This window comes from Psychrobacter glaciei (assembly GCF_014652895.1).
Lineage (GTDB): Bacteria > Pseudomonadota > Gammaproteobacteria > Pseudomonadales > Moraxellaceae > Psychrobacter > Psychrobacter glaciei.
The window spans coordinates 48,684-61,671 of the sequence record NZ_BMZR01000001.1; the positions used below are offsets into that span (position 1 = coordinate 48,684).

Below are 12,988 nucleotides of genomic sequence, written 5' to 3' on the forward strand. Positions count from 1 at the left end.
AGTATATCAATTGGTTCAACTGAATTAATTCAGAAATCTTAACCCAGAAGTTTTTAGTGCCCATACCAGCTCTACAAAGGCACGGCTATTGGTCAAAGGTTCGCCATCGATGATGAGAACGTAGCCAGCATTATCTATCCATAAAAACACAAAGCTGGTCTCAGGAATGAGCAGGTCAACTTGCTGAAAGAATGAGATAGCTTGGCTTTCTACTGCCCACCCACGTTGCTTTTGTCGTAGCATAAATCCTGAAAAATCAGCCGCCGCCACACTGAGCATATCTGCTTCTTCTTGGCTGTAGCCAATACGTGCCAAGCAAAATCCTTCATCAGAGCCAATGGCAGCACGGCGTTTGCCCGATAAGCTGGCAACCACATAGGGCAAAAACTGATCTAGTGGCAGATTGGGCGCTGGTAACAGAAGAGACAGTTTTTCAATCCAGCCATGTTCTATAAAGCGCTGTAGCCAAGTGTCAGAATAACGCTGGAGCCAATCAGCAGCGAGCAATGTCTGATCGTAAGACAATAAATCCTGTAATGCTAGCTGCTCAGCAGTCGGTTCATTTTGTGAAAATGCTTCAAAAATACCGGCTGGGGTCAGAGTTAGATACGTTTTATCAGCATTTAAATAAGAAGACATAGTAACTACCATTATGATGAAGGTTATAGAGTGGCGATAAATTAGTTTTTCATATCGTTGAGTTCAAATAATTTCGATACAAGGAAACCGAGCGCAAGTTATACATTAATATGCTTAGCGAGGATGACGATGTAGCGGATTTATATGGATTTGGCTATAGTTTGATCAAGGTGCTGTTGGCAATCATCCCAACGTATATCAAACTGCCAATCACTTTTGCCCAAGCGAAACCATACTAAGGAAAACGCCAAACGATCATTGCGCGCGATACAGTGGGCAAAGAACTCATTTTCGATTTGCTCAATCGTGCCCCAATCTTTGTCATCACGCGCTTGCATTAGCTCCGTCGAGATGTCTTTAGCGATTTCTTTGGCATCATCGCTACTGATACGTAACCGTTGTTTTTGCTCATTGAGAGACGGCGATATCAATACACTCCAACGGGTCGCGAGCATACTATTGCGTTGAATATATCTTTTCTTATCGATACAGTCGCGAAACCCTTGTTGAATATGAGGGTATAGGCGATCTTTGACACGAATGAACAGGTTATTTACATCATAAGGAATGTCATACCAACAGCCATAAAAAAAATCTGCAACAGCGCCTTGCAGCGGTTCTCTTTCAGTCAGTAGTAGCGCCGCATTGATACGTTGTTCATGAAAGTGGCGGTTGTTGGGTGCCAAAAATACTTTGCGTGAGTAAAACCGAAATGCTCGGTGCGCAACTTTCTCATTCTCTTTGATAAGGTCTACATCAGACATAATGGTGTTCCTTAGTCCAGCAAGGTCTGCATCAAATCAATCATAAATTCGGCGTCTTCTTCATTCATCGCCTCAAACCCTTGCGGCATACCAAGTTCAGCTAAGGCATTTTTGCCATCATCATCGTTATGCAAATTAAGAATCGCTTCTATAAAGATTTGCGCATCTGGAAAATCTTCTTTGATCAGGAGTACATGGCTGATATCTGCCAAATCACTTTCGATAAGTACGGAGAGCTGGGTCTTGGTCAACCGCGAAAAGCTATGAAAAATCTCTGCCAAAAAGAACGCGGCTTGGGCATCCCCTTTAATAACTTTACGGGCAGCTGCCTGATAGGTTTCAGTGACATCCCATGTCAGATCAGATTCTTCGATATCAACCGCTTCTAGTAATCGCAAACCAATCAGTTTGACATCTCGGTTGTCTGCCATGGCGACAGTCGCGCCAGCCTGAATGTCTTCTAAGTGGTTGATGTCGCTATTTGCAGCAGCGGCAATGACCATCTCATCAGACTTTCCGATAGGGCGGGCGACGGCACGGTAGCCTTGCTCACGGATTAGGGTTGCTGCATCAAAGGGATTGGCGTAAATGACCTGAATGTCACCCGCATTAATGACTTGCTCTTGCTCAGCATGTGATGCGGGGATGTTCAAGTGCATATTTAAGTTGGCACGTTTTTGAATCAACGTATTGAACATGTGCCAGCCTGCAAAACGCTCAGGTGAAAAATCTGGGGCGATTAACATATTGTGTGTCGTCATGATTTAGCCTTCCTCGTTTTGTTTCATTTGGGCATATTGCGCCATTGCCGCTTCGATTTTGCTGCGTGATGGCTTGCGTCGTACGGATGTATAGCCGACGGTTTCGCCGTGACGAACGTTAGGTACGACGGTTGCATAGACCCAATAATGACTACCATCTTTGCACAAGTTTTTGACGTAGCCATGCCATTTTTTCCCTGCTTCGGCAGTGTCCCACAGGTCTTTATAAGCCGCTTTTGGCATGTCAGGATGGCGCAAAATATAATGCTGCTGGCCAATCAATTCATCGACATGGTAACCGCTAATCTGAACAAAAGCATCGTTGACGTGTGTCAGTACGCCATCCAAATCGGTACGCGATACAATCAATTTACCATCTGGATAAGGGCGTTCGATACCAGTGTCATAGACAGTACGCGACGTGCCATCATGGTAAGTCAGGGTAATCTGTTCGGCAGGCATATCAGGCTTGTGTGCATCAGGGATTGGAGAACCCATGGTCATCTCCTTCATTGGTCATTATGTAGTCAATCCTCTATAAATTGGATAAGGTGTCAGCCTTGCTTAGTCTACTACTCGTAGTACTTTCACTCGACTTCCTTGTATCCAAATTATGTTGAATCGACTATATTTATAGTAATTAAAAAGCTAATAAATTCAATAAGCAGTCGCCGATCAAATCAGCTTTGCAAGGGCTTCTGAGGCACGTTTGATATCTAAGAATATCAAACCAAGCTTGGCATTTGGTTTTGCCATAATAGTGAGTACCGCCTCATCTCCTGATGACGTCATAATAACGTAGCCTTTTTCACCCTGAATCATAATACGATCGATACTGCCACGTGCCAATTCACGACCTGCACGATCACCCAACGATAATAATGCTGCTGACATAGCACCTACACGGTCTTCATCGATACCAGTTGGTAGAGCTGAAGCAATCATCAGACCATCGTTAGAGATTAGGGCAGATGCTTCAACATCTGCCGATGAGCTGTTTAGGTCTTCTAGTATCTGTTGAAATGAATCGGTACGCATATCGCTTTCTCTGTACTGGTGATTGGTTTGTATTTATGAACTAGCTGAATTAGCTAGAAATATCCTTGTTATAAGAAAGGTATTATAATTCCTTACTAGTAATATTGATATACATTTGCTCAATAAAAAGCGAATTTTTTGGTATTTTTTACCGTTTATCATCAAATATTTTCCTTTTGTCTTTATTTTTTAGAGAGAAATGACATTTTTCTATTATGTCTAGTCGATGAGCGGTTAAACGTAACAGCTTAAATTTAGCCAACAAAAATTGCTTATAGAGTTTTATGATGGAGATATTTACTAGACTTATCAGTCTTAAAGATGATATATAGTTGTAAGATGAAAAATGTTGTCACTTCTAAATTTGCCATATAAGCACAAATTCAGTCAGCTTTTTTAATCCCATTTGTCTCTATACAGAACCTTGTATAGGGGCGATTTCAGTTTTACGTTAGCGTCCGTAATCCTCTTATCCGTTGTGATATGACGTGACGTTGACGTAAGTAAATATGATCCCCAGTTTTATCCTAAGGAAGAGATGTATGAGTATCAGTCAGGCCATCGAAAAAATCGAAGCACGTTATGCGCATCAGCCAGAGTTTATTCAAGCAGTAAAAGAGGTGGCGATTACGATTCAACCTTTATATGATGCTCATCCTGAATATAGTGCATTGAAAGTATTTGAGCGTTTGGTGGAGCCTGATCGGGTATTTGGTTTTCGTGTCAATTGGGAAGATGATAAAGGCGACGTGCAAGTCAATCGTGGCTGGCGTGTGCAGTTCTGTAATGCTTTAGGCCCTTATAAAGGTGGTCTTAGATTCCATCCTACCGTCAATCAGTCGGTATTAAAGTTCTTAGGCTTTGAGCAAATTTTCAAAAATGCCCTAACTGGCTTGCCTATTGGTGGCGGTAAAGGTGGGTCAGATTTCGATCCTAAAGGTAAAACGGACAGTGAGATTCGCCGTTTTTGCTACGCCTTTATGCGTGAGCTGCATCATTATGTGAGCAAAGACATGGATGTGCCTGCTGGTGACATCGGCGTCGGTGGTCGAGAAGTCAGCTACATGTTTGCGATGTATAAAAATTTAACACGCGAATCAACAGGTGTTATCACTGGAAAAGGCGTGGGCTTCGGTGGCAGCTTGATGCGTACAGAAGCGACTGGCTATGGTGCGGTTTATTTCTTAGAAAATATGCTTCTCGCCCAAAATGACACGCTCAAAGGTAAAAAGGTGCTGATATCAGGGGCAGGTAATGTCTCATTGCACGCTGCCGAAAAAGTGAATGCACTTGGTGGTATGGCAATAACTGTGTCTGATTCGCAAGGGACGTTGTATGATGAAAAAGGCCTCAATCAAGAAAAAATAGATTGGCTCAAAAAACAAAAACAACAGAACAAACCATTAGCAGATTATGTTGATGTTCATGGTGGAGAGTGGCTTGCCAAACAAAAACCGTGGCAGTTTAAGGCTGATATTGCGATTCCATGTGCCACTCAAAACGAAGTCAATGAAGCTGACGCCAAACTGTTCGTCGAAAATGGTGTGAAGTACGTGGTCGAAGGCGCTAATATGCCGCTCACTGCTGAAGCGATTGATCATATCCGTTTGCACCGAGTCCATTATGCACCTGGTAAAGCCGCTAACGCTGGCGGGGTTGCGGTATCTGCGCTTGAGATGTCGCAAAACTCTGTACGTCAATATCAAACCTTTGAGCAAGTCGATGAGCGTCTAAAAGGTATTATGAAAGATATCCACGACAGTGCTGCGAACGCTTCAGAACAATATGGTCAAACTGACAATGGTTATGTCGACTATATGGCTGGTGCCAATATGGTTGGTTTCAAACGTGTGGCTGATGCGTTGGTCGCTTTTGGTATTTTGAACTAGTCTTACTTATATGGGTTAAACAAGCCTTAATAGTTGGTTCATATGGACAAATAGCAAAGCCCCAGTCGTTGAATGATTGGGGCTTTTTTAATGGCGATAAATCAAGATGAGTTATAGTCAGTTCAGAATAATATCGATATATTACTCGTTATAGTCAAAGAACTCTAAAATGGGTACAAGGCAGCCGACTGTAGATTGTACAAGTAGTACATTTAAGGAGGGTAACGCCGTAGCGGTTTAGTAGTTCACCGACTATAGATGCGACTGGTATAAATTTTCCTTGCTTGCTGCTATCACAGAGGCTACGAAAAATTCATCCCAGCCGCACTGTCTCTGTTTTAAAGTAAATCCACTCTAGCTATACTATCTCGCGCCATTTACCTTGAACCATAATGCCTTGGATAGGATTTAATCCCATCTGGTAAGCCAAATCCGCAGGACGGGCGATATCCCATAGTGCCAAATCAGCATCACAGCCCACTTCTACTTTTCCTTTATTCGGTAGTCCTAAAGCTTGAGCTGCATAGACGGTCGAGCCTGCCAGCACTTCTTCGGGTGTCAGGTAAAACAGCGTACAGCCCATGTTCATCGTTAATAACAGCGACGTTAACGGTGAGGTACCAGGGTTACAATCGGTTGAAATCGCTATAGGAACTTGGTGTTTGCGCAAAGCTTCAATCGGCGGCAACTTAGTGTCACGTAGTGTATAAAACGCCCCTGGCAATATCACGGCAACCGTATTGCTAGCCGCCATTTTTTTGATGTCTTCTTCTGATAAGTGTTCTAGATGGTCGCTCGATAGCCCTTTGTATTCAGCAACTAAGGCACTACCACCTATATCAGATAATTGCTCAGAGTGCAGTTTGACTGGTAGGTTTAATGAACGAGCCACTTCAAACACTCGTCTAATTTGCTCTGTGCTAAAGGCGATGTTTTCACAAAATCCGTCGACTGCATCGACTAAGCCTTCTGCATGTAGAATCGGCAGCCACTCGCAGACTTGCTCGATATAGTCGTCCGCATGGTCTTTGTACTCAGTGGGTAGGGCATGCGCTGCTAGGTAAGTGGTGCTCACATGAATGTCGTATTTTTCTCCTAGCTGACGGGCGACCGTGAGCATTTTGCGCTCAGTGTTCAAGTCCAAACCATAACCGGACTTGATTTCGATACTGGTAACGCCTTCTTTCATAAGCGCGAGTAGACGTTTTTCACTTTGTGCAAATAGCGATTCAATACTGGCGGCGCGGGTGGCAGTGACAGTCGCGACAATACCACCGCCTTGTGCTGCAATGTCTTGATAACTAGCACCTTGCAAGCGCGCTTCAAATTCATTGCTGCGGTTGCCGCCATAAACGATATGCGTGTGACAATCGATAAGCCCTGGGGTTAGCCATTTGCTATCGACGTCTGTGATTTGATGTTTTTGATAATGCGGCAAATAAGCAGTAATTTGCTCCTGTGCACCAATCCAAGCAATTTTGCCGTTTTTAATACCGATAGCCGCGTTAAGTAACTGGCCATATGGGATGCTATCAGCCTGCTCATTTGTATCACCACCTGTATTAATACCAAAACCATGCTGCGCTGAAAACGTCGCAAGATTGGCATTGATAATGACATGGTCAAATGATGTCATAGTAGATGCATCTAGCGTTTGTTCTATAGGATTTTTCGATATGGAGTTCTTTAATTCATTCATAATATGCTCCTAATTATTGTGAAGTCAGTGATCTTTGTTGGTAAGATCTAAGCGCTAAGTAAGTGCTGCTCTACAATAGTGGCTAGTAAGCGAGCAGCAACTTTGCAGCTACGACTGTCAATATCAAAGGTAGGATTGATCTCAGCAATGTCTGCCATTTTTACTTTGCCTGATGCCATGATAGTTTTGACCATACGCTCAACAAAACCTAGTTCAATGCCGTAAGCGGCAGGTGCGCTCACTCCCGGGACAATACTAGATGGTAGGCAATCCATATCGATGGTTAGATATATTATATCGACCTGATCTACAAAGTTTTTGACCCGCTCAGCAAGTGTGTCCCAAGGCTGATAATGACAGTCTTCATCACTGATAACCTGTACGCCCAATTGTTCAGCGCGATCAAAAAGCGCTGCCGTATTAGAAAAGCGACTGACGCCGATACAGCAGTAGTGAAAAGGCTGATCGTGTGCGTCAAGATGCTCGGCAATTTGGCGAAATGGTGTCCCAGAAGTCGCTACATCCGACTGACGAATATCAAGATGGGCATCAAAATTAATGATCCCGATAGTAGGTGTGACATTGGCATTTTTCGTATTTTCTAAGGCCTGCCACAACCCTAAAAAGCTACCATAAGCAATGGCATGACCACCGCCCAGTCCGATGGGTAATCCACCTTGCTTAACGATAGTGCTCACTGCATCGGCATATTTAATCTGAGCTTGCTCAAGGGTGCTCTCGGCAAAGCCATCATTATCATCACAATAAATGTCGCCAGCATCACCCAATAAGGTTGATAATTGACCATCAAAACGTTGTTGTAAATCAGCGATGACTGGCAGCTTAGCAAAAGCTCGACGAATCAATGGCGGGGCAGCTCTAGCACCCACGCGGCCCTGATTGCGTCTGACGCCTTGATCACATGCAAAGCCAATTAGCCCAATATTTTGATCCTCGTAAGGCTGAGAAAGTTGATACCAATAGCGGGCACGCGCAGTCTCAAATGGCTCTGCACGTCCTGTCCACTGGGTCATATCAGCAGGTGTATGGCTAATGCGTGTGGTATTCGGTGTTGTTGTTCTCGCTATTGTCATCGCCGTTCTCCGCAAATTAATATTTATTTAGACTCATACCAGTTGCTGCGTAGTGACTGCCAGTGTTCAGCAAGCGTACCGTCTAATACTAACTGCTTGGCCGCTTCAATATCAGGGGCGAGGTAGCGATCTTTGTCATAGAAAGTCACTTGCTCACGTAGTTTCTGATGTGCCACAGTCAACGGCTCTGAAGTGTCTAGTCCGCGATGAAAATCGATACCTTGACCAGCAGCTAATAGCTCAATGCCAATGATGGTCGCGGTGTTTTGCGCCATCTCGTATAGGCGGCGTGCGCAATAGGTGGCCATAGACACATGGTCTTCTTGGTTGGCAGAGGTTGGGATACTATCGACGCTACCAGGATGGGCGATAGATTTATTCTCTGAAGCCAGTGCTGCGGCGGTCACATGAGCAATCATAAAGCCTGAGTTCACCCCAGCGTTATCAACCAAGAATGGCGGTAAGCCACCTGACAGAGTTGCATCGATTAGCAAAGCGATACGGCGCTCAGACATAGAACCAATCTCGGCAATTGCCAAGGCTAAAATATCAGCGGCAAAAGCGACTGGCTCAGCATGGAAGTTACCACCTGATATGGCGACAGGACCATCTTCGTTATTAAAGATAAGTGGATTGTCAGTTACCGCATTGGATTCGATTAATAAGGTTTTCCCTGCTTGGTTGATGATATCAAGACAGGCACCCATGACTTGCGGCTGACAGCGTAAGCAGTAAGGGTCCTGAACTCTATCGTCTTGTTCGCCATCGTGTGAGGCACGAATAGCGCTACCTTTGATTAGCTGACGATGTGCTTTGGCGATTTCGATTTGACCATGATGGCCACGTACTTCGTGAATACGCGCATCAAACGGTGAATCGGAGCCTTTGGCAGCATCAATCGACAGTGAGCCGACAATGGTAGCTGTTTCAAGTAAATCACGTGCCAAGAAATAACCACGTAATGCCAGTGCAGTTGATACTTGCGTACCGTTGATCAGTGCAAGGCCTTCTTTGGCTGCAAGAGTAATAGGCTCAAGTCCATGCTGGGCTAGAGCGTCAGCAGCAGGCACTTTTTTACCAGCAACAAAGACATCACCTTCACCCATCATCGCAAGTGTCATGTGTGACAAAGGGGCTAAATCACCAGATGCGCCAACTGATCCTTTGGCTGGGATATTTGGCGTGATTTGATTATTAATTAAGGCCAGCAAACTATCTACTACCTCGCGACGTACGCCAGAAACACCTTGAGCCAAACTGGCAACTTTCATCACCATAATCAGTCGTACTACGCCGGCAGGAAGTGCTTCACCAGTACCCACTGAGTGAGAAACGATCAGGTTACGCTGAAGCAGCTCAAGCTGATCATCACTGATACGTGTTTTTGCTAACAGGCCAAAACCCGTGTTGATGCCATAGGCACTTTTGTCTCGTGCAATGATGGTACGCACATCTTCGTGTGAGGCATCTATTGCGGCATAAGCACTCTCAGGTAGTGTAAATATGACAGGCTGCTCATAGATATCACGTAGCATTTTAAAGCTAAGCTGGCGAGGGTGTAAGGTTAGTTGTTTGATGTCGTTCATAGGGGTAATCCTAGTGTTGTAAGCCATATAGTCATTCCACTATAAAGGTATTACAGCGTTAACCTCGCTTGAAGTATTACATATACATCTACACTCGGTTGCCTTGTACTACTTTTAAATTGAATCAACTATATGGGTTATATTATTTTTAATGGGTGTCTTTGCTAAAATGGCGTTTTTTAAGTATTTTTAGTTAACGTAATATGTATTATCGGGTTTCAATTTTCTAACCAATCCAGTTGAAGTACATCGCCAGATGTCCGAATGCCGCAGCCAATAAAATACTGAGTACCACTCGCTCGAACCAAATGATGACCATTTTGCCAACAGAGACTGGAATCTCGGTCGCAAGCACACACGGAATCATGGCTGAGAAGAACAGCACACTGCTAATGGAAATGACCCCTGCGACATAGCGTGTCAGAATATCTGCCTCACTTAGTAATAATGCTGGCAAGAACATCTCAGCCAATCCCGCTGACATTCCTTTGGCCGCGACGAGCGGCTCTGGTAGGCCGCCAAGCCATGTAAAGGGATAAAGAAGCAAGCCCAAGGCATCGAAAACTGGCGTATATTTTGCTAATAGCAATCCTGTTAAGCCGACAGCGATGATAGATGGCACGATAGCAGCGGCCATCGTTAGACCGTCGCGAAAGTTAGACCATAAGATTTGTTTGAGGTCAGTGGCACGGCGCGAAGTGGACAAGCCTAAATCAAACGCAGCTGCTAGCCGTGTACCACGTTTATGGTCTAAAGCTGGACGTTCAACGCTATCATCAACGAGACTGATAGGTGGAATACGAGCGGTAATCGCAGTGACAATAAAGGTAATCACTAGCGTAGACCAGAAGAACATATTCCAAAACTCCATCAATCCAAGCGTTTTGGCAACAATAACCATAAATGCCGCTGATACAGTCGAAAATCCAGTCGCAATAATAATGGCTTCACGCGCTGAATATTGCTTTTGCAAGTACACACGATTGGTGATGAGCAAACCAATAGAGTAGCTACCGACAAAAGAAGCAACGGCATCAATCGCTGATGAACCCGGGGTCTTCCAAATAGGTTTCATAATCGGCTGCATGAGTACACCGACCATTTCTAGTAAGCCAAAACCAACCAAGAAGGCCAAAATAAGCGCGCCAATTGGCACAATCATGCCGACTGGTAAGGCCAATTTTTCAAATAGAAACGGCAGCATGTCCTTTTCCATCATAAAGGCGGGCGCTACGTCAGCAACATACATCACTGCCAGTATCAGACCCATGATTTTAAAAGCAGTCATAATCATATGGGTGATATTTTTACGCCATGAGCCATCGATAAATGGTTTACTCACTCCATAGAGCATGAGTAAAAACAGTAATGTCACGGACAAGGTATGCTGCTGAGTGACCAGATAGGTCGCGCCATGATCGAACAAAATCGTGCTTTTTTCACCAATGGTAAATGGTACGAAAAACATGACTAAACCGATAGCACTGAATACGATAAGCTGTATTAATGCAATAGGGGTTGATAGCAGTTTTTTGGACGATGTCGTCGCGTTTTCATCGTTCAGACCGGGTGTCGTATTTTGCTCAATCATATTATCCTCCTTGATAAAATGTGCTTGACAGGCTACTTAATCATTGGCAAATTCAAACCATACTCTTTCGCTGTTTTAATCGCTAACTCATAACCTGCATCAGCATGACGCATAACCCCTGAGCCGCAGTCATTGACAAGTACTCGTGACAAGCGTTTGGCAGCCGCATCCGTACCGTCTGCGACGATAACCATGCCTGAATGCTGCGAGTAGCCCATGCCAACACCGCCACCATGATGTAGTGATACCCAAGTTGCACCGCCTGCCACGTTAAGCATACCGTTCAATAGTGCCCAATCAGATACCGCGTCTGAGCCGTCTTTCATGCTTTCTGTTTCGCGGTTTGGACTGGCAACAGAGCCAGTATCCAAATGATCACGACCAATGACGATCGGGCCTTTTAGCTCACCGTTTTTGACCATTTCATTAAACGCTAAGCCAGCTTTGTCACGTTCGCCCAATCCTAACCAGCAGATACGAGCAGGCAAGCCTTGAAACTGAATGCGCTCTTTTGCCATATCTAACCAGCGATGGATATGTTGGTTTTCAGGGAACAGCTCTTTAATCTTTTGATCAGTCTTATAGATATCTTCTGGATCACCTGACAGTGCTACCCAGCGGAATGGGCCTTTACCTTGGCAAAACAACGGACGAATATAAGCAGGGACAAAACCTGGGAAGTTAAAGGCATCTTTGACCCCTTCATCAAAAGCGACCTGACGGATATTGTTGCCATAATCGGTCGCTGGAATGTCCATCGCTTGTAAATCTAAAATCGCTTGTACGTGTACCGCACAAGATTGGGCTGCTGCTTTAGTCAGTGCTGCGTGTTGCTCTGAATCTTCTTGTGCGGCTTTCCATGCTTCCACTGTCCAGCCACTTGGCAGATAGCCATTAATCAAATCGTGTGCTGAGGTTTGATCGGTGACCAAGTCAGGCTTCATGCCGCCAGCGCCACCTACTTTGGCACGCTTGACCATCTCAGGCAAGATGTCTGCGGCATTGCCAAGTAGGGCGATAGAGACGGCTTCACCCGCATCGGTATGTTGTTTAATCAATTCATAAGCGTGGTCAAGATTGTCCGCTTGCTTATCGACATAACCCGTGCGCAAACGGAAATCGATACTAGACTGCTGACATTCGATGTTAAGAGATGTCGCACCTGCGAAAGTCGCTGCTAATGGCTGTGCGCCACCCATACCGCCAAGACCAGCGGTCAAAATCCAACGACCTGCCCAGCTACCATCATAATGCTGACGACCCGCTTCAACGAAAGTCTCGTAAGTTCCTTGGACAATGCCTTGCGTGCCGATATAAATCCAGCTACCAGCAGTCATTTGGCCATACATCATTAGGTCTTTGCGATCTAACTCGTTGAAGTGCTCCCACGTTGCCCAACGCGGTACTAGGTTCGAATTAGCAATCAACACGCGTGGTGCGTTTTCATGTGTTTGAAACACGCCGACGGGTTTGCCAGATTGCACCAATAATGTCTCGTCATCTTCTAATTCTTTTAATGACTCTAAGATTTGATCATAGCTTTCCCAGTTGCGGGCTGCGCGTCCGATACCACCATACACCACTAGACTTTTTGGGTTTTCCGCCACATCAGGATGCAAGTTGTTTTGCAGCATACGATAAGGGGCTTCAGTCAGCCAGCTTTTGCAATGTAGGGTGCTGCCAGTAGGCGCAGCGATTTCGCGGCTTTCGTCACGGCGGGTCAGCTTAGTCTCTTTGTTGGTTCCATGGTCAGTCGTCATGATCATATCCTTGTGATAGCGAATAGGTCGATACAGTAATCAAAGTATGTGTTTTATAGTCAGGCTATAAACGCAGCAAAATATCGAGTAGATAAAGCAGATTGTTTATGCTGCTGTAAAGTTGTATATACAAATTATCAAAGATACTTTTTTCATGCAAGAAGTTT

Annotated in this window: 11 protein-coding genes; 1 reads left to right on the top strand and 10 read right to left on the bottom strand. The window is 44.8% G+C overall.

What is annotated here, in order from left to right; translation table 11 throughout:
* Positions 1-24: 24 nt before the first annotated feature.
* The 5 genes from IE130_RS00200 to IE130_RS00220 form a co-directional block, all read right to left on the bottom strand.
* Positions 25-639, bottom strand: coding sequence for a hypothetical protein (locus IE130_RS00200; RefSeq protein WP_189579957.1), 615 nt, complete (start codon positions 637-639; stop codon positions 25-27).
* A gap of 140 nt (positions 640-779) precedes the next feature.
* A complete protein-coding gene (locus tag IE130_RS00205; protein ID WP_189579959.1) occupies positions 780-1,403 on the bottom strand; it encodes a hypothetical protein in 624 nt (207 codons plus the stop codon).
* A gap of 11 nt (positions 1,404-1,414) precedes the next feature.
* Entirely contained in the window at positions 1,415-2,164 is a 750-nt protein-coding gene (locus IE130_RS00210) for a PhnD/SsuA/transferrin family substrate-binding protein (protein ID WP_189579963.1), read from the bottom strand.
* Positions 2,165-2,167: 3 nt separating this feature from the next.
* Positions 2,168-2,662, bottom strand: a complete 495-nt coding sequence (locus tag IE130_RS00215; RefSeq protein ID WP_189579966.1) for a PAS domain-containing protein — start codon at positions 2,660-2,662, stop codon at positions 2,168-2,170.
* A 177-nt stretch (positions 2,663-2,839) separates the two neighbouring features.
* A complete protein-coding gene (locus tag IE130_RS00220) occupies positions 2,840-3,202 on the bottom strand; it encodes a roadblock/LC7 domain-containing protein (protein ID WP_189579969.1) in 363 nt (120 codons plus the stop codon).
* A 542-nt stretch (positions 3,203-3,744) separates the two neighbouring features.
* Here IE130_RS00220 and gdhA point away from each other — a divergent pair.
* A complete protein-coding gene (gdhA, locus tag IE130_RS00225; RefSeq protein WP_189579972.1) occupies positions 3,745-5,091 on the top strand; it encodes an NADP-specific glutamate dehydrogenase in 1,347 nt (448 codons plus the stop codon).
* A 358-nt stretch (positions 5,092-5,449) separates the two neighbouring features.
* Here gdhA and hutI read toward each other — a convergent pair whose 3' ends face one another.
* The 5 genes from hutI to hutU form a co-directional block, all read right to left on the bottom strand.
* Complete coding sequence (gene hutI, locus IE130_RS00230) at positions 5,450-6,727, bottom strand: imidazolonepropionase (protein WP_227676127.1); 1,278 nt, start codon at positions 6,725-6,727, stop codon at positions 5,450-5,452.
* Between the two features lie 110 nt (positions 6,728-6,837).
* Positions 6,838-7,884, bottom strand: coding sequence for a formimidoylglutamase (hutG, locus tag IE130_RS00235; RefSeq protein ID WP_189579978.1), 1,047 nt, complete (start codon positions 7,882-7,884; stop codon positions 6,838-6,840).
* Positions 7,885-7,907: 23 nt separating this feature from the next.
* Positions 7,908-9,470 carry a histidine ammonia-lyase gene (gene hutH, locus IE130_RS00240; RefSeq protein WP_189579981.1) on the bottom strand — a complete coding sequence of 521 codons (1,563 nt, stop codon included), beginning with the start codon at positions 9,468-9,470 and terminating at the stop codon, positions 7,908-7,910.
* A gap of 226 nt (positions 9,471-9,696) precedes the next feature.
* On the bottom strand, positions 9,697-11,061 hold the full coding sequence (locus IE130_RS00245) for a YjiH family protein (RefSeq protein WP_201574388.1): 1,365 nt from the start codon (positions 11,059-11,061) through the stop codon (positions 9,697-9,699).
* Between the two features lie 32 nt (positions 11,062-11,093).
* The gene (gene hutU / locus IE130_RS00250) at positions 11,094-12,821 is read right to left on the bottom strand and encodes a urocanate hydratase (RefSeq protein WP_189579984.1); all 1,728 of its coding nucleotides are present in this window, start codon (positions 12,819-12,821) and stop codon (positions 11,094-11,096) included.
* Positions 12,822-12,988 lie beyond the last annotated feature (167 nt).

What these genes read in the sequence shown, in the direction of transcription:
- IE130_RS00200 (WP_189579957.1), bottom strand. Translation starts at nt 639, where the DNA reads ATGTCTTCTTATTTAAATGCTGATAAAACGTATCTAACTCTGACCCCA.
- IE130_RS00205 (WP_189579959.1), bottom strand. Translation starts at nt 1,403, where the DNA reads ATGTCTGATGTAGACCTTATCAAAGAGAATGAGAAAGTTGCGCACCGA.
- IE130_RS00210 (WP_189579963.1), bottom strand. Translation starts at nt 2,164, where the DNA reads ATGACGACACACAATATGTTAATCGCCCCAGATTTTTCACCTGAGCGT.
- IE130_RS00215 (WP_189579966.1), bottom strand. Translation starts at nt 2,662, where the DNA reads ATGGGTTCTCCAATCCCTGATGCACACAAGCCTGATATGCCTGCCGAA.
- IE130_RS00220 (WP_189579969.1), bottom strand. Translation starts at nt 3,202, where the DNA reads ATGCGTACCGATTCATTTCAACAGATACTAGAAGACCTAAACAGCTCA.
- gdhA (WP_189579972.1), top strand. Translation starts at nt 3,745, where the DNA reads ATGAGTATCAGTCAGGCCATCGAAAAAATCGAAGCACGTTATGCGCAT.
- hutI (WP_227676127.1), bottom strand. Translation starts at nt 6,727, where the DNA reads ATGACATCATTTGACCATGTCATTATCAATGCCAATCTTGCGACGTTT.
- hutG (WP_189579978.1), bottom strand. Translation starts at nt 7,884, where the DNA reads ATGACAATAGCGAGAACAACAACACCGAATACCACACGCATTAGCCAT.
- hutH (WP_189579981.1), bottom strand. Translation starts at nt 9,470, where the DNA reads ATGAACGACATCAAACAACTAACCTTACACCCTCGCCAGCTTAGCTTT.
- IE130_RS00245 (WP_201574388.1), bottom strand. Translation starts at nt 11,061, where the DNA reads ATGATTGAGCAAAATACGACACCCGGTCTGAACGATGAAAACGCGACG.
- hutU (WP_189579984.1), bottom strand. Translation starts at nt 12,821, where the DNA reads ATGACGACTGACCATGGAACCAACAAAGAGACTAAGCTGACCCGCCGT.